The organism is Aeromonas salmonicida subsp. salmonicida, assembly GCF_001643305.1.
GTDB lineage: Bacteria > Pseudomonadota > Gammaproteobacteria > Enterobacterales > Aeromonadaceae > Aeromonas > Aeromonas salmonicida.
The window spans coordinates 12,493-34,180 of sequence record NZ_LSGW01000078.1; the positions used below are offsets into that span (position 1 = coordinate 12,493).

Genomic DNA, 21,688 nt, shown 5'->3' on the forward strand with positions numbered 1-21,688 from the left:
CAATCGATGTCCGGGTATAAAAATGCGATACCACTCCGGCGGGATGCAATCCGGTCTATTGTCAGCAGGCAAATTACCCGAATTTTCAATTGTATTGATCCGGTGAGCCGCACGGCCAGCCCGGAACCTGATGGAGAATATCTATGTTGAAGTTGGCACAGCAGCAGATTTTGCTGGGGCAGTCGGTGGCGACCAAGGCGGATGCCATCGCTCTGCTGGCAAGCAAACTGACCGAGGCCGGTCTGGTGGAAGCGGGTTATGTGGACGGCATGCTGGCGCGGGAAGCCCAGCACGCCACCTACCTTGGCAGCGGCATCGCCATTCCCCACGGCACCACGGACACCCGCCATCTGGTCAAGAGCACGGGTGTCATGGTGGCCCAGTTCCCCAAGGGGATCGAATGGGACGAGGGCCAGATCGCCTATGTGGCCATCGGCATCGCCGCCAAATCCGACGAGCATCTGGGTATTTTGCGCCAGCTTACCCATGTGCTGGGTGACGAGCAGGCGGCAGCTGCGCTGAAAAATGCCACCGATGCCGACACCATCATAAATATTCTGACTGGTGCCAGCGCGGCGAAAGAAGTGCAGTTCCTGACCCTGGCCAACTTCCCCGCAGACGACCGTGACCAACTGCTGCTGGGGGCTGCCGCCCGCGCCAAATCCGCCGGTTGGGGGGAGGCCGCCATGGTCACTTCACTGCTGGCAAGTGATCCTGCCTATCTGGGGGAGGGAGTCTGGCTGGCCCGTACGCAAGCGGCCCAGACCGGCTGGGTGTTGGCAACCCCGAGTAGCGCACTCACCGTGGGTGAACTGCCGGTCAGCACCTTGCTGCTGCTGTGCGCCAGCGATGCGAGCCATCTGCCACAGCTGGACAATCTGGCCAAGCTGGCCGCCGCAGACCAACTTGCGACGCTGGCTGGCGCCGAGGGCCTTGCCATGTTGCAAGCAGGGCCGGCGAGCGGCCTGTCTGATACCTTCACCATCATCAACCCCCATGGCTTGCACGCCCGTCCGGGCGCCATGCTGGTCAAGGTGGCCAAGGAGTTCGAATCCGACATTCGTGTTGCCAACCTCGATGGCAGCGGTGAAGCCGTCTCTGCCAAGAGCCTGATGAAGGTGATCGGCCTTGGGGTCAAGTGCGGTCATCGCCTGGCATTTCGCGCAGAAGGGGCGGATGCCGAAGCGGCCCTCAAGGGCATTGGTGCCGCCATTGCCGCAGGCCTGGGTGAGGGGGCGCACTGATGGATATCGTCACCATCACCCTCAACCCAGCGCTGGATCTCACCACTCGTCTCGAGGCCATGGCCCTTGGTGAAGTGAACCTGGTGAGCGAAGCCAATTTGCGCGCCGCAGGCAAGGGGATCAACGTTGCCATGGTGCTCAAAGACTTGGGCCGTGACGTCGGGCTGACCGGCTGGCTCGGCGCTGACAATCAGCAGAGCTTCGTCTCGCTGTTTGCCGAGCGAGCCCTGGGTGATCACTTCGTGCGCGTGGCGGGCAATACCCGCATCAACGTCAAGATCTCCGAGCAATCTGGCAGGGTCACCGACCTCAACTTGCCGGGGCTCATCATTGACGAGCGTGAAGTGAAGGTCCTTGAGACCGCGATTGACGAGTTGGCACCACAGGCAGACTGGTTTGTGCTGGCGGGCAGCCTGCCCAAAGGGGTGGCGCCTGATTATTGCGCCCGCCTCATTACCTTGCTCAAGGCCAAAGGCAAGCAGGTGATCTTCGATTGCAGCGGCCTGGCCCTGACGGAAGGCATCAAGGCCGCGCCGACCCTGATCAAGCCCAATCTGGAAGAGCTGAGTCAGTGGGCCGGTCGCCCCATCAAGACCCTGAGCGAGCAGGCCGAGTGTGCCCGCGAGCTGCAGGCTCAGGGGATAGCCCATGTGGTGATCTCCAACGGTGCCGATGGCCTCGTCTGGTTTGGTCCGGATGCCACCTGGCAGGCCATACCACCCCGTATGCAGGTCGTCAGTACCGTCGGTGCTGGTGACTCCCTGGTGGCTGGGCTGGCCCATGGCCTCAGTCTCGGCTGGGCGCCGGAGCAGACCTTGCGTCTGGCCACCGCCGTTTCGGCGCTGGCCGTCAGCCAGGTGGCAGTCGGTTTTAGCGATATGAACGTGTTGACACCCTTACTCGAGCAGGTGCGTGTGCAACGTCTGGATGACCTTGCCCCCGCTCAACTCAATAGCCATTCCCCTTCAATGGAAAACTCAGGAGATGCCCAATGAAAGCAATCTTGGTCACGGCTTGCCCGGCGGGCATTGCCACCAGCTTTCTCGTTGCTAAACGGATAGAACAACAGGCCAAACTGGCGGGTTGGGAGCTCACACTCGATGTTGGCTCCAGCGTACAACCGCGCCAGATCCCCTCAAAAGAGCAGATAGCCGCCGCCGATCTGATCCTGGTGGTGGCAAGTGCCCCCGTGGATCTCGCCGCCTACGACGGCAAGCGTCTCTATCAGGGGATCATGGATCTTGCCTTGCAGGATCCGGCCGCCGTGCTCGACGCCGCCGCCAGTGGTGCCAGTGTCTATCATCATCAGGCTGCGCCGGTTGCCGCCGCCCAACCGGCCTCGGCCAAACGCATAGTCGCAGTCACCGCCTGTCCGACCGGGGTGGCCCACACCTTCATGTCGGCGGAAGCGCTCGAGACCATGGCCAAGCAGCTGGGTTACCAGATCCGCGTCGAGACTCAAGGCTCGGTCGGTGCCCAGAATGCCCTGACCGCGGATGAAATCGCCGCTGCCGATCTGGTGTTCCTCGCCACCGACATCGAAGTGGACATGACCCGCTTTGATGGCAAGCAGGTGTATCGCACCAGTACCGGTGCTGCGCTGAAGAAGACCCGTGCCGAGCTCGACAAGGCGTGGCTGGAAGCCAAGGTCTATCGCCACAGCGGCGCCAGTCAGCCCAAGAAGGAGGAGAAGGCGGGCCCCTACAAGCACCTGCTGACCGGTGTCTCCTTCATGTTGCCCATGGTGGTGGCCGGTGGTCTCATCATTGCCATCTCCTTCATCTTTGGTATCGAAGCGTTCAAGGTGGAAGGCAGCCTGGCCGCCGCCTTGATGACGATCGGTGGTGCCTCAGCCTTCGCCCTGATGATCCCTGTGCTGGCCGGTTACATTGCCTACTCCATCGCCGATCGTCCGGGTCTGGCACCAGGCATGATTGGCGGTATGTTGGCAAGCTCCCTGGGCGCCGGTTTCCTCGGCGGTATCGTCGCCGGTTTCCTGGCCGGTTACAGTGCCAAGTACCTGAGCGACAAGGTGCGCCTGCCAGTGACTCTGGAAGCGCTCAAACCCATCCTCATCATCCCGTTGTTTGCCAGCCTGTTTACCGGTCTGGTGATTATCTACGTGGTGGGTGGTCCGGTTGCAGGCATCATGAGTGCCATGACAGAGTTCCTCAACAACATGGGCTCTGCCAACGCCGTGCTGCTGGGTGTCATCATAGGTGCCATGATGTGCTTCGACATGGGTGGTCCGGTCAACAAGGCGGCCTACGCCTTCGGTGTCGGCTTGCTCGCCTCCAAAACCTATGCCCCCATGGCTGCCGTGATGGCCGCCGGTATGGTACCGGCACTGGGGATGGGGATCGCCACCTTCCTGGCGCGCGCCAAGTTCATCAAGACGGAGCAGGAAGCAGGCAAGGCTTCCTTCGTACTGGGTCTGTGCTTCATCTCCGAGGGGGCCATTCCGTTTGCCGCCAAGGATCCGATGCGCGTCATCCCGGCCTGCATGGCGGGTGGTGCCCTGACTGGCGCGCTCTCCATGCTGTTCGGTTGCGAGCTGGTTGCACCTCACGGTGGTCTGTTCGTGCTCTTCATTCCGAACGCCATCAGCCATGTGTTCATGTACATACTGGCAATCGCCGCCGGTTCCCTGGTGACAGGGGTTGGCTATGCCATGCTCAAGCGCGGCGAAGAGCAGGCCAAGCTGGCGACGACCTGACAACGTCAAGGGTGTAAATGACAAGGCGACCTGCGGGTCGCCTTGTCTGTTTCTGATGGGGGTAAACAAGCGGAAGAAGAGAGCTAGCCCGTGGGAAATTTAAAAATCCCAGCCGGACTGCGCTGGCTGGTTGGCTTGCTCGGCCTCTTGTGCCTTGCGGCGCGCGGCCTCAACCCGTGCCTTGCGGCCACGGCAAAGACGCATCACCTCCTGCTGCTGGGTTTGTGTCATGGTGAGCCAGTTGAAACGCTCCTCCCGATTGCGCAGGCAGCCCTTGCAGTAGCCCTTGTTGTTCACTTCGCATACCCCGATACAGGGGCTCTGTAGCGGGAAGATCTCGAGCTGTTCCATCCATGGCCTCTCACACCTTGTTACCTTGTTATAACCCAGAAGATCCCCTTTGGAGAAATCCGTCGCCAAGGGGGTGAAGGCGTTTGCTTTCCCCCAGCAAATTTGGCATCTTCCCCGCCAAGCATGAGGCTTGGTGTTATATGAGGACATATGAACAAACACGCGTACTGGCTGACCGCTGCCGTGCTGGGGCTGGCCGGTTGTGCGGGCAATCCTGAGCAGGTGCAGGTGCCCAAAAAGAAACCCGATGCCGGATGTTTTCTCAACTGCGAGGTGCCGGAAAACCTGGGCAAGCAGTATCTGGACGGTGCCCTGCCGGGCGATCTGGTGCGGGTAGAGCGCATCAACAGCCGCCAGCGTTCTGATTTCAGCAAGTTCGGCCCCCAGAGCAGGTTGGTACTGGAGCGTTCCGGCAAGATGACCCGCCGTTATGGCGAGCTCTATCATCAGCTCTCCCGCTGGGTGGCCAATGGTGGCAATCCGGCCCATATCACCCAGTACGGCATCAGCCTGGCCCAGCTGGGCGGCGCCGATCGCATGGGCAACGTGCTGTTCACCGGTTACTACTCGCCGGTGCTGGAGGTGCGCCATCGCCCGGATGCCAAGTACAAGTACCCCATTTATGCCATGCCAAAATGTGGTGGCCGCTGCCCAAGCCGGGCCGATATCCATCGGGGGGCGTTGGCCAACCGTGGGCTGGAGCTGGGTTATAGCAAGTCTCTTATCGACAACTTCCTGATGGATGTGCAGGGCTCGGGCTTTGTGCATTATGGGGATGACGATCGGTTGCAATACCTGGGTTACAGCGGCAAGAACGGTCACGGCTATGTGAGCATAGGCCGGGTGCTGATCGACCGGGGCGAGGTACCCAAAGAGAAGATGTCGATGAAGGCCATCAAGGATTGGGCCAACGCCCAACCGGAGGAGAGCGTCAAGGAGCTGGTTGAGCAGAATCCCTCTTATGTCTTCTTCGAGCGTCGCCCCACCAATGACGTGATTGGCGCCGCCGGTATTCCGTTGCTGCCGCTGGCGGCCGTTGCGGCTGACAAGAGTTTGCTGCCGATGGGCACCCCCATCCTGGCGGAAGTGCCTTTGCTCGACAAGGCCGGCAACTGGACCGGCAAGCACCAGTTGCGGCTCTTGATCGCGCTGGATGTGGGTGGCGCCGTGAAGAAGGGGCACCTGGATCTTTACCATGGCATGGGTGAGAAGGCGGGTGTGGCGGCCGGTCACTACAAGCACTTTGGCCGGGTCTGGAAGCTGGGTCTGCACCATGGGCCGACTGCTGCGCCTTGGTTATAAGCAAAACAGGATATAAGCGAAACAGGGATTGTAATGGAATAAGGCGACTGTGGCGGGTGATGCCACTTTGCAGCTAACCCACACAAGACGCTGATGACCCTTCCCCTGCTCCTCCTTCGAGGGGCGGCGGCAAAGAAAAAAGCCGCCGGAGGCAATCCGGCGGCTTTTTTGTATGTGCTTATGTCCACAGTCTGCCGAGGAGGCTCAACCCTTCGTCAGGTCCAGCCGGATGGCACCGACCGGTTTGCAGCAACAGGGCAGACATTCACCCGGGGAGACAAACGCCAGCGGCACATTGGGGTAGTGCACCGAGCCTGCCAGCAAGGGCGTGCGGCAGGCGCCGCAATAACCGCTGCGGCACTGGAACTCCAGCTGATGGCCGTGGCGCTCCAGGGTCTCCAACAGGCTCTCGCCGGGATGGGCGAGCAGGGTGCCATCACAGGTATGTACCAGCGGCGCCTGTGGTGCCTCCTGCTGCGTTGCAGGTTGCAGGGCAGGGGCCAAGGTGTTGGTTGCGTCACTCACAGTTCAACGTCACCTGATAAATTGTCTGTATCTAGGTTTCTGCCGGTCTGACCGAGCAGCATATCGGGTAACTGACTTACAGCTCGAAGTCACCGAGATCGTCGGCATGCACTTCACTGTCAATCTGGCCGACCAAGTAGGAGCTCACTTCCACTTCCTGCGGGGCAACCTGCACGTTGTCGGACGACAGCCAGGTGTTGATCCAGGGGATCGGGTTTTGCTTTGCGCCGGCAAAGGCTGGCTGCAGACCGACAGCGTTCATGCGCAGGTTGGTGATGTACTCCACGTACTGGCAGAGGATGTCTTTGTTCAGGCCGATCATGGAGCCGTCCTGGAACAGGTACTCGGCCCACTCTTTCTCCTGAATGGCGGCTTCCTTGAAGATCTCGAAGCAGGCTTGCTCGCACTCGGCGGAAATCTCGGCCATCTCGGGGTCATCCTGGCCGGTGCGCATCAGGTTCAGCATGTGCTGGGTGCCGGTCAGGTGCAGCGCTTCGTCACGGGCGATCATCTTGATGATCTTGGCGTTGCCTTCCATCAATTCGCGCTCGGCGAAGGCAAAGGAGCAGGCGAAGCTGACGTAGAAGCGAATTGCCTCCAGTGCATTGACGCTCATCAGGCACAGATAGAGCTTCTTCTTCAGCTCGCGCAGTGTGATGGTGCGCATCTGTCCGGCGACGCTGTGGGTCCCTTCACCGTGCAGGTTGTAGAGCGCGGTCGCTTCAATCAGGTCATCGTAGAAGCAGCTGATGGAGCCAGCGCGTTTGAGGATCTGCTCGTTGGTCACTATGTCATCGAACACCTGACCCGGGTTGTTGACGATATTGCGAATGATGTGGGTATAGGAGCGAGAGTGGATGGTCTCCGAGAAGGCCCAGGTCTCGATCCAGGTTTCCAGCTCCGGAATGGAGACCAGCGGCAGCAGCGCCACGTTCGGGCTGCGACCCTGGATAGAATCCAGAAGAGTCTGGTACTTCAGGTTGGAGATGAAGATGTGCTGCTCGTGGGGCGGCAGCGCCTGATAGTCTATGCGGTCGTGGGAGACATCCACCTCTTCCGGGCGCCAGAAGAAGGAGAGCTGCTTCTCGATCAGCCGTTCAAAGACTTCGTGTTTTTGTTGATCATAACGGGCCACATTGACCGATTGGCCAAAAAACATCGGCTCTTTGAGCTGGTCGTTTTGGGTTTGGCAGAAAGTTGAATAGGCCATGGTTACCAGAATGTATTGAATGGATAAACAGGAGAGCGGGAGCTTGTCGCTCCCGCCCGGTTGTCAGATCTTGCAATGGCTTATATTTTACAAGCCCCACCGGCACAACCGTCATCTTGCATATCGGCTTGTGCGTCATCCGCCCCATCACGGGTGTTGTGATAGTAGAGGGTCTTGAGGCCGTATTTGTAAGCGGTCAGCAGATCCTTGAGCAACTGCTTCATCGGTACCTTGTTGCCTTCGAAACGGGCGGGGTCGTAGTTGGTGTTGGCGGAGATCGCCTGATCCACAAACTTCTGCATGATACCGACCAGCTGCAGATAGCCATCGACGCTCGGTTGCTTCCAGAGCAATTCGTATTGATCTTTCAGGCGATGATACTCGGGCACCACCTGTTTGAGAATGCCGTCCTTGGAGGCCTTGACCGAGACCAGGCCGCGCGGCGGCTCTATGCCGTTGGTGGAGTTGGAGATCTGGCTGGAAGTCTCGCTCGGCATCAGGGCGGTCAGGGTGGAGTTGCGCAGCCCCACTGTCTTTATCTCTTCACGCAAGGTTTCCCAGTCCAGGTGCAGCGGCTCGTTGCACAGGTTGTCGAGATCCTTTTTATAGGTATCGATGGGTAAAATGCCCTGGGCATAGGTGGTCTCGTTGAACGCCGGGCAGGGGCCGAATTCGCGGGCCAGCTGCACGGAGGCCTTCAGCAGGTAGAACTGGATCGCCTCGAAGGTGCGGTGGGTCAGCGCCAGACCGGAGCCATCGGAGTAACGGGCGCCGTTCTTGGCCAGGTAGTAGGCGTAGTTGATGACGCCAATGCCCAGGGTGCGACGGTTCATGCTGCCTTTCTGGGCGGCCTTAAGCGGGTAGTCCTGATAGTCGAGCAGGGCATCCAGGGCGCGCACGGCGAGATCCGCCATCTCTTCCAGATCTTCCAGCTTCTCGATGGCGCCGAGGTTGAAGGCAGACAGGGTGCACAGGGCAATTTCTCCCTCTTCGTCATCCACGTTGTTGAGCGGCTTGGTGGGCAGTGCAATCTCGAGGCAGAGGTTGGACTGGCGTACCGGCGCCACGCTTGGATCGAACGGGCTGTGGGTGTTGCAGTGATCCACGTTCTGGATGTAGATGCGACCGGTGCCGGCGCGCTCCTGCATCATCAGGGAGAAAAGGTCGACCGCCTTGATGGTCTTCTTGCGAATGGCCGGATCCTGCTCGTACTTGACGTAGAGCGCTTCGAACTTGTCCTGATCCGCAAAGAAAGCATCGTACAGGCCAGGGGCATCGGACGGGGAGAACAAGGTAATGTCGCCGCCCTTGATCAGGCGCTGGTACATCAGCTTGTTGATCTGCACGCCGTAGTCCATGTGACGGACCCGGTTCTCTTCCACGCCGCGGTTGTTTTTCAGTACCAGCAGGCTTTCCACTTCGGTGTGCCACAGCGGATAGAAAAGGGTGGCCGCACCACCGCGGACGCCGCCCTGGGAGCAGCATTTGACCGCAGTCTGGAAGTATTTGTAGAAGGGGATGCAGCCGGTGTGGAAGGCTTCGCCGCCACGGATGGGGCTGCCTAGGCCACGGATGCGGCCGGCGTTGATGCCGATGCCTGCGCGCTGGGAGACATAACGGACGATGGCGCTGGCGGTGGCATTGATGGAATCCAGACTGTCATCGCATTCGATCAGCACGCAGGAGCTGAACTGACGGGTCGGGGTACGCACACCGCTCATGATGGGGGTCGGCAGCGAAATTTTGAAGGTCGACACCGCATCATAGAAACGCTTGATGTAGCTCAGACGGGTATCTTTCGGATACTTGGAGAAGAGGCAGGCCGCTACCAGTATGTAGAGGAACTGCGGGCTCTCGTAGATCTCGCCGGTGACGCGGTTCTGCACCAGGTACTTGCCTTCCAGTTGCTTGACGGCGGCGTAGGAGAAGTTCATGTCACGCCAGTGATCCAGGTGCTCGTTGAGCTCCTCGAATTCGGCCTGGGTGTAGTCGGTCAGCAGGTGCTTATCATATTTGCCCATGTCTACCAGACGGGCGACGTGCTGGTAGAGGTGGGGCGGCTCGAACTGGCCGTAGGCTTTCTTGCGCAGGTGGAAGATGGCCAGACGGGCGGCCATGTACTGGTAATCCGGACTTTGCTCGGAGATCAGGTCAGCAGTGGCCTTGATGACGGTTTCGTGGATATCGGCGGTACGGATACCGTCATAGAACTGGATGTGGGACTTGAGTTCCACTTGGGAGACCGACACGTTGTCGAGCCCTTCGGCGGCCCAATCCAGCACGCGGTGAATTTTATCCAGATCGATGGGTTCTTTGTGGCCGTTACGCTTCGTCACAAACAAGTTCATTGGCTGATGACCTTCAGTTGATTCCCGAAAAACCATCGCACTGCGCTGGCCTCGGCGCCGTGAACGGCTGCGGGAGGTGGGGGCGTATTGTGCGATGAATCACAAGATATAGTGTTATTTTGAGTTCGAGCTACAAGATAGTGAGGTCGCCCTCGCTTTGCAATCTGTGGATAAGGCATTAGCTGTGGATAAATTGTGGGTGTCGATACCCATGTTAGTGGACGCTCACAGTGAGTGGGTTTTCATGTGTCCGATCCGGTAAATGCAAGTCTGATGATCGAACATGGAAAATTTAAATAACTTTTTTTGCTTGCGAAAACGGGGTGTTTTTACTAGCAAATTCAGTCTGGTTATCCCTTGTGCAGCAAGGGTCAAAAGGTGTCCTGTCCCAGTCTATTGGCGGTTGCCAAACGGCAAAAACGGGAGATCAATCCTGACCTCCCATCGCACCCTGGCGTACCCGCGGGCACCATAGGGTGGTGCTCATTTGGGGACTGTTTGACAACAAAGCTGCCTTTATGATCCATCAATGCCTGTGATCAGGCGGATCATGGGGTCAGGCTAGCTCGTAACGCAGCCAGTGGTGCAGGGCCTGCACGGTATCGAAGTGCAGATCCGCACCCCAGTCGGCGGGATCCTCGTCATCACTCAGATAACCCCAGCCCGCGACGGCGGTGCGCATGCCCGCATTGCGGCCCGCCTCTATGTCACGCACGTGATCCCCCACATAGAGGCAGTGGGCGGCGTCGATCCCCAACTGTTCACAGGCAAAGTACATGGGGGCAGGGTCGGGCTTGCGCACCGGCAGGGTGTCGGCACTCACAGTCACGCCGCAACTGGCGAGCTCGGGCAAGGCGGCCAGCAGCGGTTCGGTGAGAAAGCCCGGCTTATTGGTGACTATGCCCCAGGGCAGTTTTTTCTCGTCCAGCCACTCGATGAGATTCACCATCCCCTCATAGGGTCGAGTGCCGACACAGAGGTTCGCCGCGTAGTAGTCGAGCAGGGCGGTGCGCAGGCGAGTGGCCCCCAGCTCTTCGAGCAGCTCATCGCCAAGCCCGGCTTTGAGCAGCCCGAGCGCGCCGTGGGAGGTAGTCTGTCGGATGATGGCGTCAGAGAGCGGCGCAAAGCCTTCGCTCACCAGCACATGGTTGACGGCGGCGCCCAAGTCCGGCGCCGTATCGAGCAAGGTGCCATCCAGGTCAAACAGCACACAGCGCAGCGGTACCGGCTTGTTATCGATCATCAGCCATGCTCCGGGCGGATGAACTCCACCATGTAGTTGACGTCGACGTTCTTGCCAAGCTTGAACTGGTTGGAGAGCGGCGCGTAGTGCACCCCGCTCATGTCCCGTACCAAGAGGCCTGCTGCTTCACCCATGCGACACAGCTCGGCTGGGGTGATGAACTTCTTGTGATCGTGGGTACCTTTGGGGACCATCTTCATCAGGTATTCGGCGCCGATGATCATCATCAGATAGGCTTTCGGATTGCGGTTGATGGTGGAGATGAACACCCGTCCGCCCGGGCGCACCAGGGTGGCGATGGCGCGCAGCACCGAAGCCGGATCCGGCACATGTTCCAGCATCTCCATGCAGGTGACCACGTCATACTGGTCAGGGGTCTGGCTGGCGTGCTCCTCCGCCGTCATCTGCTGGTATTGGAGCTCCACCCCTTGTTCCAGGGCGTGCAGGCGGGCGACTCCGAGCGGTTCCTTGCCCATGTCGATGCCGGTGACGTGAGCCCCCCGACGGGCCATGCTCTCGGAGAGAATGCCGCCACCGCAGCCGATGTCGAGGATGCGCTTGCCAAAAAGGCCGCCGCTCTTGTCGGTGATCCAGTCAAGGCGTACCGGATTGATTTGATGCAGTGGCTTGAACTCGCCCTCCATGTCCCACCAGCGGGAGGCAATAGCTTCAAATTTGGCGATTTCTGTCAGATCGACATTGGCATCACTATTCATATTTTGTGGATCCTGTGGCAGGGCGCGCAGGTAGCAAGACTCGGGCGCAATCTATTGTCCTGGCGGGCATTATAACGGAGACACTTTGTCACACCAGCCCGACTTGTTAGCCGGATTTGTGGCTTAAGGTATTTGGCTCAGTGTGTTACCATGGCGCGCTGTTTAAGCCAAAGAACAACTAATTAGGGATTAAGGCTTTCTATGAGCGATCTGGCCAGAGAGATCACGCCGATCAACATCGAAGAAGAGCTCAAGAGTTCCTATCTTGATTACGCCATGAGCGTGATCGTAGGACGAGCTCTGCCGGATGTGCGTGATGGCTTGAAACCGGTTCACCGCCGCGTTCTGTTTGCTATGAACGAGTTGGGGAACGACTGGAACAAGCCCTATAAAAAATCGGCCCGTGTGGTCGGTGACGTAATTGGTAAATACCACCCGCACGGCGACAGTGCCGTGTATGACACCATTGTCCGCTTGGCGCAGGATTTCTCCATGCGTTACATGCTGGTCGATGGTCAGGGCAACTTCGGTTCGGTCGACGGCGACAGCGCCGCCGCCATGCGTTACACCGAAGTGCGGATGGCCCGCATCTCCCACGAGCTGCTGGCCGATCTGGACAAAGAAACCGTGGACTGGGTGCCCAACTATGATGGCACCGAGATGATCCCGGCTGTCATGCCCACCAAGGTGCCCAACCTGCTGGTCAACGGTTCATCCGGTATCGCGGTGGGCATGGCGACCAACATTCCTCCTCACAACCTGACCGAGATAGTGAACGGTTGTCTGGCGCTGATCGAGAATGGCAATCTCACCATCGATGAGTTGATGACCTACATCACAGGGCCTGATTTCCCCACCGGCGCCATCATCAACGGTCGTGCTGGCATAGTGCAGGCCTACCGTACCGGTCGTGGCTCCGTCTATGTGCGTGCCAAAGCCGAAGTGGAAGTGGACGACAAGACCAGTCGCGAGACCATCATCGTTCACGAGCTGCCTTATCAGGTGAACAAGGCGCGGTTGATCGAGAAGATCGCCGAGCTGGTCAAAGAGAAGAAGGTCGAGGGCATCAGTGCCCTGCGCGATGAGTCGGATAAAGACGGCATGCGCATCGTTATCGAGATCAAACGTGGCGAGTCTGGCGAGATTGTGCTGAACAATCTCTACAAGCACACCCAGCTGCAGACCACGTTCGGCATCAACATGGTGGCGCTCGATAACAACCAGCCCAAGGTGATGAACCTTAAAGACATTCTGGATGCGTTCCTGCTGCACCGCCGTGAGGTCGTGACCCGCCGGACCGTGTTCGAGCTGCGCAAGGCGCGGGATCGGGCTCACATCCTTGAAGGTCTGGCCGTCGCGCTGGCCAACATCGACCCGATCATAGAGCTGATCCGTCACTCCGATACGCCCGCAGACGCCAAAGCCAAACTGGTTGCCCGCGGTTGGGAGCTTGGCAACGTGGCCGCCATGCTGGAAAAAGCAGGCGACGACGCGGCCCGCCCCGAGTGGCTGGAGCCGGAATTCGGCATCCGTGAAGGTCAATATTTCCTGACCGAGCAGCAAGCCCAGGCCATCCTTGACCTGCGTCTGCACAAGCTGACCGGCCTCGAGCACGGCAAGATCCTGGAAGAGTATCAATCTCTGCTGGATCTGATTGCCGAGCTGCTGTTCATCCTGGCAAGCCCGGAACGGTTGATGGAAGTGATCCGCGATGAACTGCTGGCCGTGCGCGAGCAGTATGGCGACGAACGTCGCACCGAGATCAGCGCCTCCAGCGCCGAGATCAACATCGAAGATCTGATCACGCCGGAAGACGTGGTGGTTACCCTGTCTCACCAGGGTTACGTGAAATACCAGCCGATCACCGACTACGAGGCCCAGCGCCGCGGTGGTCGTGGCAAGTCGGCCACCCGGATCAAGGAAGAGGACTTTGTGGAACGTCTGCTGGTGGCCAACACCCATGACACCATTCTGTGCTTCTCCACCCGTGGCAAGGTCTACTGGCTCAAGGTGTATCAGCTGCCGGAGGCGTCCCGTGGTGCCCGTGGTCGTCCGATCATCAACTTGCTGCCGCTGGAAGAGGGTGAACGTATCACCGCCATCCTGCCGGTCAAAGAGTATGCCGACGACAAGTACGTCTTCTTCGCTACCGCTGATGGTACCGTGAAGAAAACCAGCCTGTCTGCGTTCAGCCGTCCGCTCTCCTCCGGTATTCGTGCCATCAACCTCAAAGAGGGTGATGAGCTGATCGGGGTGGACATCACAGATGGCAGCAACGAGATCATGCTGTTCTCCGATGCGGGCAAGGTGGTTCGCTTCAATGAAGGTAGCGGCCGCGCCGATGCAGCCGATGCTGATGTCAGCGATGATGTCGACGGGGATGACGAGAGTGTCATTGACGCTGGCAACGACGATGATGGCAGCGACAACGGCGAAGGCAGCGAGAGTACCGAAAGCAAGGGTACCTTCAAGGGCGTGCGTCCCATGGGCCGTACCGCCGGTGGGGTACGCGGTATCCGCCTGCTCAACGGCGACAAGGTGGTTTCCCTGATCGTCCCCCGTGGCGAGGGTGCCATCCTGACCGCGACCGAGAACGGTTACGGCAAGCGTACCGCGCTGACCGAGTACCCGACCAAGAGCCGTGGTACTCAGGGCGTTCGTTCCATCAAGGTGGACGAGCGTAACGGCAAGGTGATCGATGCGATCCAGGTCGACGATACCGACCAGATCATGCTTATCACCAATGGCGGCACCCTGGTACGTACTCGTGTCTCCGAAGTGAGCATCATAGGCCGCAACACCGGCGGTGTTCGTCTGATCCGTACCGGTGAAGATGAAACCGTGGTTGGCCTGCAGCGCATTGCCGAGAGCGATGAGGAAGAGAACGACGTCATGGCCATTGACGGTGAGGTGTCTGAAGGCACCGATACTGCGCCAGACGCCGGCTCTGCCGCCGCAGGATCCTTTGAAGGGTCTACTGAAGAGGGCGCAGCGAGCGACGAATAATCGCGCGTTTGCCCCCATGAAAAAGAGCGACCCTTGGGTCGCTCTTTTTATTGCTGTTTTGTGCCTTGCTGCTGCTTTTACATCCGCCCCTGGGAGCCAGCTGATCGGGCCCGCTTTGATTCCTCTACATTGCCGCACTCCCGCAATTTACCCCAAATCCTTCATGCTGGCGTCATCTCGCTGTCATTGGGCGGGGCCAAGCTGCCCCTTGTACTTAACAAGCATGCCAAGCGGGCCTGGCGCCTGCATCCATCAACAGGAGCATCTTATGACTAGCTGGGTAATGTGGGAGATCTGGTGGAGCCGGGTATGGGGCGAACATCAGCAAGGATCACTGACAGAGGAGCATGAGGACGAAGTGGCCCATGAACCATCACGACTGCCCGCCGAATTGACTGCACAGGGCAAGGCCACGTACGCGCCACGGCCAAGGGGTTGAGGCTCTGCTCGTCGGTATGGTTTGTGGTGCGCCGGCGAAGGAGCGGCGTTATGAGCGCGGTTGACGCTGTCGGGGCGATCAGAAGAGCCGCAGTTGTTCACCCGGGCGGATAAAGCCGTCCCGCCGCAGCTGAAGATGGCGCTTGCCCAGGCCCAAACGCTTGTTGATAAGCCGAAAGCGCTGGGCGAGCAAGTCCGCAAACTGGCCCTCACCGCGCATGCGGGTGCCAAAGGCGGGGCTGTTGAGCCCGCCATCCCGACTGGCTCGCAACTGGTTCAGGATGGCCTCCTTCTGGCCGGGGTAGTGCTCCTCCAGCCAGTCGCTGAACAGGATGGTCAGCTCGTGGGGCAATCGCAGCAGTATGTAGTCGGCGCTCTGGGCGCCGGCTTCGGCTGCCGCCTTGATGATATGCTCGAGCTCAGGTTCGTTGAGGCGCGGGATCATGGGCGCCGCCAGCACGCCGACCGGTACTCCTGCCTGTGCCAGCTTTTCAATCACCTTGAGCCGACCCGTGCCTGTGCTTGCTCTGGGTTCCAGCTGACGGCGCAAGGTTTCATTTAATGTCGTCACCGACACCATCACCTGACAGAGTCCCTCCCGAGCCAGTTCGGCGAGCAGATCGAGGTCGCGCAAGATCATGGCGCTCTTGGTGATGATGCCGACCGGGTGACGATGGGCCAGCATCACTTCCAGCAATTGGCGGGTGAGGCGATAGTGATGCTCGATGGGCTGGTAAGGATCGGTGTTTGCCCCCAGCACGATAGTGTCCGGCTGGTAGCCGGGTTTGGCAAACTCCCGGCGCAACAGCTCGGCGGCATTGAGCTTGGCAAACAGCCTGGTCTCGAAGTCGAGGCCGGGGGATAGCTCCAGATAGGCGTGACTCGGTCTGGCATAGCAGTAGATGCAGCCATGCTCACAGCCCTGATAGGGGTTGATGGAGCGACCAAAGGGCACATCCGGCGAGCGGTTGTAACTGATGATGCTGCGGGCGGTTATCTCCTTCACCTCGGTGCGGGGATCACTGGCGGCAAATACCGCTTCCCACTCGGGTTGAGCCCAGCCGTCATCAACTGCGTCTACCCGCTGGCCGCTGAAGCGGTGATCAACATTGTGGAAACTGCCTCGTCCTGCCATAGCGTCACACCAATACTGTTTATATATACAGTTATCTTGCAAGCCTCAGTGCCAAAATACAAGCTCTCGCCATCGCTTCCTTGCTTAAAACAGCATGACGAATGGATCTCTTGCTTGATCCCCCTGATACATTTCGTTTACATAGACAAAATGCGAACTGGATCACGGAAATCATCATGAAACCCATTGTCTCCCGCTGGCTGTTTATCGGTGTACTTGGCCTAGTCATCTGGCGGCTGATCCCGCTCTCCACCGAGCAGGAGCTGGCATCGGCCAATCGAGCCTGGCGTAGCGGCCAGTTCGAGACGGCGACAAAGATCTGGCAACCGCTGGCCGAGCAGGGGATCCCCCGGGCTCAGGCACTGATGGGCTGGAGCCACGAGGTGGGGCAGGGCACAGCGCAGGACATGGAGCAAGCCATCAGCCTTTATCGCCAGTCGGCGCAGGCCGGAGACGCCTTTGGCCAATACCGGCTGGCGGAGGTCTATCTGCGCGGTGCCGGGGTGAAGCGGGACCTGCGGGAGGCATTTCACTGGATGGAGCTGGCGGCCCGCAACGGTGACGTGCCCGCCATGCTCAAAGTCGGTGTGCTGCACCTGATGGGGGTAAGTGGTCGGGTCGATCTGCCCCAGGCCAAGCAGTGGCTCTATCAGGCTTCGCAGAAGGGCAACAAGCTTGCATTGAAGGTGTTGGAGGAGCTCGCCCTGGCCGAGGAGGGGAGCAGTACCTTCGATTTCAACTGGCAGCCCCTGCTGGGTGAGTGACTGGCAAGCGATTCATTTGGTTGTAGAAAATCTCACCAAACTCGATACAGCCCCGCCTACTTCTGGTAGCATGGTCCGGTTTTTGGTTTGCCTTGTGCCGTTAAGCAAGCTGTTTGCGGCGCAGTGCGCCTCTGCAAAGTGCTGTAGAGAGCCAGAACATCACCCTTTTTGAATGATTTTTTCCATCCCGCATGTGCCCTTTGGTAGGGGGCACCACTGTATAAGGAAACACATAATGCCAATCATTACTCTGCCTGACGGCAGCCAACGTCAATTTGCCCACTCCGTTTCCGTCATGGACGTGGCCGCGGACATAGGTCCGGGTCTCGCCAAGGCGTGCATTGCCGGTCGGGTAAACGGTGAACTGGTGGATGCCTGCGAGCTCATTGAAGCCGATGCCTCCCTGGCCATCATCACCGCCAAAGACGAAGAAGGTCTGGACATACTGCGCCACTCCTGTGCTCACCTGCTGGGTCATGCCATCAAGCAACTCTGGCCCCAGACCAAGATGGCCATCGGTCCAGTCATCGACAACGGCTTCTATTACGACGTCGATCTCGACCGCACCCTGACCGACGACGATCTGGCTGCCCTGGAAGAGCGCATGCTGGCGCTGGCCGCCAAGGATTACGACGTCATCAAGAAAAAAGTCTCCTGGCAGGAAGCGCGCGACGTGTTCGAAGCCCGTGGCGAGACTTACAAGGTCGAGATCCTGGATCAGAATATTGCCCGTGATGACCAGCCAGGTCTGTATCATCACGAAGAGTACGTCGACATGTGTCGTGGCCCGCACGTGCCCAACATGCGTCACTGCCACCACTTCAAGTTGCAGAAGATGTCAGGCGCCTACTGGCGTGGCGATTCCAACAACAAGATGCTGCAGCGCATTTACGGCACTGCCTGGGCTGACAAGAAGCAGCTCAAAGGCTACCTGCAGCGTCTGGAAGAGGCGTCCAAGCGCGACCACCGCAAGATAGGCAAGCAGCTCGACCTGTATCACATGCAGGAAGAAGCGCCTGGCATGGTGTTCTGGCACAACGATGGCTGGACCATCTTCCGTGAGCTGGAAACCTTCATCCGTGGCAAGCTCAAAGAGTATGACTATCAGGAAGTGAAGGGTCCCTTCATGATGGATCGCGTGTTGTGGGAGCGTTCTGGTCACTGGGAGAAGTATGCTCAGGCCATGTTCACCACCCAGTCCGAAAACCGCGAGTACGCCATCAAGCCGATGAACTGCCCGGGTCACGTCCAGATCTTCAATCAGGGTCTGAAGTCCTACCGCGATCTGCCGCTGCGCATGGCAGAGTTCGGCTCCTGCCACCGCAACGAACCGTCCGGTTCCCTGCACGGTCTGATGCGAGTGCGTGGTTTTACCCAGGATGATGCTCACATCTTCTGTACTGAAGAGCAGATCATGGAAGAGGTGTCTGCCTGTATCCGTATGGTCTATGACGTCTACGGCACCTTTGGTTTTGAAAATATCGTGGTCAAGCTCTCAACCCGTCCTGAGCAGCGTATCGGTTCCGATGAAGCCTGGGATCGAGCAGAGGCCGCCTTGGCCGAAGCCCTGGTGCTGAACGGTCTGAAATATGATCTGCAGCCGGGCGAGGGGGCTTTCTACGGTCCCAAAATCGAATTTACCCTGCATGATTGCCTTGATCGTGCTTGGCAGTGTGGTACCGTGCAGCTCGACTTTGCCCTGCCTGGACGTCTGGGTGCCACGTATGTGGGTGAAGACAACGAACGCCACGTACCGGTGATGATCCACCGGGCCATTCTGGGTTCACTCGAGCGTTTCATCGGTATTCTGACCGAAGAGTACGCCGGACTGTTCCCGACTTGGTTGGCTCCGACTCAGGCTGTGGTCATGAATATCACAGATAATCAGGCCGATTATGCGGTAAAAGTAGCCAAAGCATTGAATGATGCGGGTCTTCGCGCAAAAGCGGACTTGAGAAATGAGAAGATTGGCTTTAAAATCCGCGAGCATACTTTGAAGCGAGTACCTTTCATGCTGGTCTGCGGCGATAAAGAAGTTGAAGCCGGTAAGATTGCAGTACGGACTCGTAAAGGGGCTGACCTGGGCACTTATCCTGTTGAAGAGCTAGTTGCTCTGTTGACCCAGGAAGTTCAGACCCGCGGACAAAAGAAAGTGGAGGAATAAGCTATAAAAGGCGGAAAAAAACTGGGCAAGCAACCGCAAGCCCGCGCTCACCGGATCAATACCGAGATTCGTCTGAAAGAAGTTCGTCTCACTGGTATTGACGGAGAGCCTTTGGGTGTCGTCGAGATCCATGATGCACTGAACTTGGCCCTTGAGGCTGGAGTAGATCTGGTCGAGATCAGTCCTAACGCTGAACCGCCCGTTTGCCGCATCATGGATTACGGCAAATTCCTCTACGAAAAGAGCAAAACAACCAAAGAACAGAAGAAAAAGCAGAAAGTCGTCCAGGTCAAGGAAATCAAATTCCGTCCTGGTACTGACGAAGGCGACTATCAGGTAAAACTACGCAACCTGGTTCGCTTTCTAGAAGACGGGGACAAGGCTAAGGTCACCCTGCGCTTCCGTGGTCGTGAAATGGCTCACCAAGATCTTGGTATCAAGGTTCTGGAGCGCGTCAAGAACGATCTGGAAGAGTTGGCCGTAGTGGAGTCGTTCCCGAAAGTCGAAGGCCGTCAAGCTGTGATGGTCCTCGCACCCAAGAAGAAATCTTAAGGCCCACAAGAAATTGACTCATGGGTTCGCGCCCATGAGTTGGTTCGCCTTGCGATTTTGTTGTCACTCACAATGCGGAGTATGAAATGCCGAAGATGAAAACCAACCGGGGTGCTGCAAAGCGCTTCAAAAAGACTGGCTCGGGTCGCTTCAAGTGCAAGCATAACCACCTGCGTCACATCCTGACCAAGAAGAGCAGCAAGCGTAAGCGCAAGCTGGGACCGAAGTTCATGGTTTCCGCTGCCGACCACAAACGTGTTGTCGCTTGTCTGCCGTACGCATAAGGGGGGATGTAAAAAATGCCAAGAGTTAAACGTGGTGTGACTGCTCGAGCTCGTCACAAGAAAGTAATGAAAGCCGCCAAAGGTTACTACGGCGCCCGTTCCCGTGTTTACCGCGTAGCGGTACAAGCGGTAACCAAAGCTGGTCAGTATGCCTACCGTGACCGTCGCCAGAAAAAGCGTCAGTTCCGTCAGCTGTGGATTGCGCGTATCAACGCTGCTGCCCGTCAGAACGGTCTGTCCTACAGCCGTCTGATCAACGGTCTGAAGAAGGCGTCTATCGAGATCGATCGCAAGATCCTGTCCGATATCGCCGTTCACGACAAGTTGGCTTTCACCGCCCTGGTTGAAAAGGCTAAAGCAGCACTGGTTTAATCCGGTTCTGTTATGAAAGATAAAAGGAGGCTCAGGCCTCCTTTTTTGTTGCCCGTTTTTTGCTTTCATGGTGCTGTGCCGTACAGCGTCATCCGTCTTGGTAGCCGATGCGAAAATGTCTGATATGCCAACAAACCAAAGTCGATCATCAATAATTGAAGCGGGCAGGGGAGAGCTTGAGACTCGCTTGATATAACAAAATGATTTATAGGGAGAAAAGCCCGCCATAACTATGGTCAGCCAAGGGGCTTTTTTTGTATTATTCCCCTCTTGACCTTATTTAGCCTAAAGGCTCCTGTATCGGGAGTGGTGACGAGGAAGACATGCAACAGCTTGAAGAAGTAGTCGGCCAGGCCAAGGCCGAAATTGAGGGCGTCAACGACGTTGCGACCCTCGACGAAATCCGGGTCAAATATCTGGGTAAAAAAGGCTTTTTTACCGAGCAGATGAAGACATTGGGCGCCTTGTCCGCCGAAGAGCGTCCCGCAGCGGGCGCCGTGATCAACCAGGCCAAGCAGCAGGTTCAGGATGCCCTGAACGCACGCCGTGATGCACTGGTGGAGCAGGAGCTGAACCAGAAGTTGGCTGCCGAGACCATCGATGTGAGCCTGCCGGGCCGTCGTATCGAGAACGGTGGTCTGCACCCGGTGACCCGTACCATTGAGCGCATTGAGCGCCTGTTTGGCGAGATGGGGTTCAAGGTGGAACGCGGTCCCGAAATTGAAGATGGCTTCCACAACTTCGATGCGTTGAACATTCCGGCTCATCACCCGGCACGTACCGATCACGACACCTTCTACTTCAATCCCGATCTGATGCTGCGTACCCACACCTCCGGTGTGCAGATCCGCACCATGGAACATCAGCAACCGCCGATCCGCATCATAGCGCCGGGCCGCGTCTATCGTAACGACTACGACATGACCCACACGCCTATGTTCCACCAGGTTGAAGGCCTGCTGGTTGACGAGCATGCCAGCTTTACCGAGCTGAAGGGCATTCTGCACGACTTCCTGCGCAACTACTTCGAGGAAGATCTCACCATTCGCTTCCGCCCTTCCTATTTCCCGTTCACCGAGCCGAGTGCCGAAGTGGACGTGATGGGCAAGAACGGCAAGTGGCTGGAAGTGCTGGGTTGCGGCATGGTGCACCCGAATGTACTGCGTTCGGTCGGTATCGATCCGGAAAAATACTCCGGCTTTGCCTTCGGCATGGGCGTTGAGCGCCTGACCATGCTGCGTTACGGGGTCAACGACCTGCGTGCCTTCTTCGAAAACGACCTGCGCTTCCTCAAGCAGTTCAAGTAAGGGCGAGAGAA

General features: G+C 58.2%; 19 protein-coding genes. 12 read left to right on the forward strand and 7 right to left on the reverse strand.

Features of this window, described 5'->3' with window-relative positions:
• Positions 1 to 143: 143 nt before the first annotated feature.
• Genes fruB through fruA form a run of 3 tightly spaced genes read left to right on the forward strand, consistent with a single transcriptional unit; the run spans position 144 to position 3,960 of the window.
• Positions 144 to 1,244, forward strand: coding sequence for a fused PTS fructose transporter subunit IIA/HPr protein (fruB, locus tag AXW79_RS14340; protein ID WP_005315485.1), 1,101 nt, complete (start codon positions 144 to 146; stop codon positions 1,242 to 1,244).
• Entirely contained in the window at positions 1,244 to 2,239 is a 996-nt protein-coding gene (pfkB, locus tag AXW79_RS14345; RefSeq protein ID WP_005315488.1) for a 1-phosphofructokinase, read from the forward strand. Before fruB ends, pfkB begins: the two co-directional genes overlap by 1 nt.
• Complete coding sequence (fruA, locus tag AXW79_RS14350) at positions 2,236 to 3,960, forward strand: PTS fructose transporter subunit IIBC (RefSeq protein WP_005315491.1); 1,725 nt, start codon at positions 2,236 to 2,238, stop codon at positions 3,958 to 3,960. Before pfkB ends, fruA begins: the two co-directional genes overlap by 4 nt.
• 99 nt (positions 3,961 to 4,059) lie before the next feature.
• On the opposite strand, the gene AXW79_RS14355 is transcribed toward fruA, so the two are convergent.
• Positions 4,060 to 4,311 (reverse strand): DUF1289 domain-containing protein, encoded by a 252-nt coding sequence (locus AXW79_RS14355; protein ID WP_005315494.1) that lies wholly within the window; start codon positions 4,309 to 4,311, stop codon positions 4,060 to 4,062.
• Positions 4,312 to 4,461: 150 nt separating this feature from the next.
• Here AXW79_RS14355 and mltA point away from each other — a divergent pair, with 150 nt between their 5' ends.
• On the forward strand, positions 4,462 to 5,613 hold the full coding sequence (mltA, locus tag AXW79_RS14360) for a murein transglycosylase A (RefSeq protein ID WP_005315504.1): 1,152 nt from the start codon (positions 4,462 to 4,464) through the stop codon (positions 5,611 to 5,613).
• 204 nt (positions 5,614 to 5,817) lie between these two features.
• On the opposite strand, the gene yfaE is transcribed toward mltA, so the two are convergent.
• From yfaE to ubiG, 5 genes are all read right to left on the reverse strand, one after another.
• A complete protein-coding gene (gene yfaE, locus AXW79_RS14365; protein WP_005315506.1) occupies positions 5,818 to 6,138 on the reverse strand; it encodes a class I ribonucleotide reductase maintenance protein YfaE in 321 nt (106 codons plus the stop codon).
• Positions 6,139 to 6,214: 76 nt separating this feature from the next.
• A complete protein-coding gene (gene nrdB, locus AXW79_RS14370) occupies positions 6,215 to 7,348 on the reverse strand; it encodes a class Ia ribonucleoside-diphosphate reductase subunit beta (RefSeq protein WP_005315508.1) in 1,134 nt (377 codons plus the stop codon).
• 80 nt (positions 7,349 to 7,428) lie between these two features.
• A complete protein-coding gene (gene nrdA, locus AXW79_RS14375) occupies positions 7,429 to 9,696 on the reverse strand; it encodes a class 1a ribonucleoside-diphosphate reductase subunit alpha (protein ID WP_005315509.1) in 2,268 nt (755 codons plus the stop codon).
• Between the two features lie 556 nt (positions 9,697 to 10,252).
• Positions 10,253 to 10,939 (reverse strand): HAD family hydrolase, encoded by a 687-nt coding sequence (locus AXW79_RS14380; RefSeq protein ID WP_005315510.1) that lies wholly within the window; start codon positions 10,937 to 10,939, stop codon positions 10,253 to 10,255.
• Positions 10,939 to 11,655 carry a bifunctional 2-polyprenyl-6-hydroxyphenol methylase/3-demethylubiquinol 3-O-methyltransferase UbiG gene (gene ubiG / locus AXW79_RS14385; RefSeq protein ID WP_005315513.1) on the reverse strand — a complete coding sequence of 239 codons (717 nt, stop codon included), beginning with the start codon at positions 11,653 to 11,655 and terminating at the stop codon, positions 10,939 to 10,941. Before ubiG ends, AXW79_RS14380 begins: the two co-directional genes overlap by 1 nt.
• Before the next feature lie 201 nt (positions 11,656 to 11,856).
• Between ubiG and gyrA the strand changes: the two genes are divergently transcribed.
• Together gyrA and AXW79_RS23350 are read left to right on the forward strand one after the other, a co-directional pair.
• The gene (gyrA, locus tag AXW79_RS14390; RefSeq protein WP_005315523.1) at positions 11,857 to 14,661 is read left to right on the forward strand and encodes a DNA topoisomerase (ATP-hydrolyzing) subunit A; all 2,805 of its coding nucleotides are present in this window, start codon (positions 11,857 to 11,859) and stop codon (positions 14,659 to 14,661) included.
• A gap of 268 nt (positions 14,662 to 14,929) precedes the next feature.
• Positions 14,930 to 15,100, forward strand: coding sequence for a hypothetical protein (locus AXW79_RS23350; protein ID WP_011898680.1), 171 nt, complete (start codon positions 14,930 to 14,932; stop codon positions 15,098 to 15,100).
• A 78-nt stretch (positions 15,101 to 15,178) separates the two neighbouring features.
• On the opposite strand, the gene AXW79_RS14395 is transcribed toward AXW79_RS23350, so the two are convergent.
• On the reverse strand, positions 15,179 to 16,234 hold the full coding sequence (locus tag AXW79_RS14395) for a PA0069 family radical SAM protein (RefSeq protein ID WP_005315526.1): 1,056 nt from the start codon (positions 16,232 to 16,234) through the stop codon (positions 15,179 to 15,181).
• 176 nt (positions 16,235 to 16,410) lie between these two features.
• On the opposite strand from AXW79_RS14395, the gene AXW79_RS14400 reads away from it, so the two are divergent.
• The 6 genes from AXW79_RS14400 to pheS all read left to right on the forward strand — a co-directional run bounded on the left by AXW79_RS14400 (position 16,411) and on the right by pheS (position 21,677).
• A complete protein-coding gene (locus tag AXW79_RS14400; RefSeq protein WP_005315528.1) occupies positions 16,411 to 16,998 on the forward strand; it encodes a tetratricopeptide repeat protein in 588 nt (195 codons plus the stop codon).
• Positions 16,999 to 17,233: 235 nt separating this feature from the next.
• Entirely contained in the window at positions 17,234 to 19,162 is a 1,929-nt protein-coding gene (gene thrS, locus AXW79_RS14405) for a threonine--tRNA ligase (protein WP_005315531.1), read from the forward strand.
• Positions 19,163 to 19,183: 21 nt separating this feature from the next.
• Complete coding sequence (infC, locus tag AXW79_RS14410; RefSeq protein ID WP_155603220.1) at positions 19,184 to 19,714, forward strand: translation initiation factor IF-3; 531 nt, start codon at positions 19,184 to 19,186, stop codon at positions 19,712 to 19,714.
• Positions 19,715 to 19,800: 86 nt separating this feature from the next.
• Positions 19,801 to 19,998 carry a 50S ribosomal protein L35 gene (rpmI, locus tag AXW79_RS14415; protein WP_005315535.1) on the forward strand — a complete coding sequence of 66 codons (198 nt, stop codon included), beginning with the start codon at positions 19,801 to 19,803 and terminating at the stop codon, positions 19,996 to 19,998.
• A 15-nt stretch (positions 19,999 to 20,013) separates the two neighbouring features.
• A complete protein-coding gene (gene rplT, locus AXW79_RS14420) occupies positions 20,014 to 20,370 on the forward strand; it encodes a 50S ribosomal protein L20 (protein WP_005300683.1) in 357 nt (118 codons plus the stop codon).
• 323 nt (positions 20,371 to 20,693) lie between these two features.
• Positions 20,694 to 21,677 (forward strand): phenylalanine--tRNA ligase subunit alpha, encoded by a 984-nt coding sequence (gene pheS, locus AXW79_RS14425; RefSeq protein WP_005315542.1) that lies wholly within the window; start codon positions 20,694 to 20,696, stop codon positions 21,675 to 21,677.
• Positions 21,678 to 21,688: the final 11 nt, after the last annotated feature.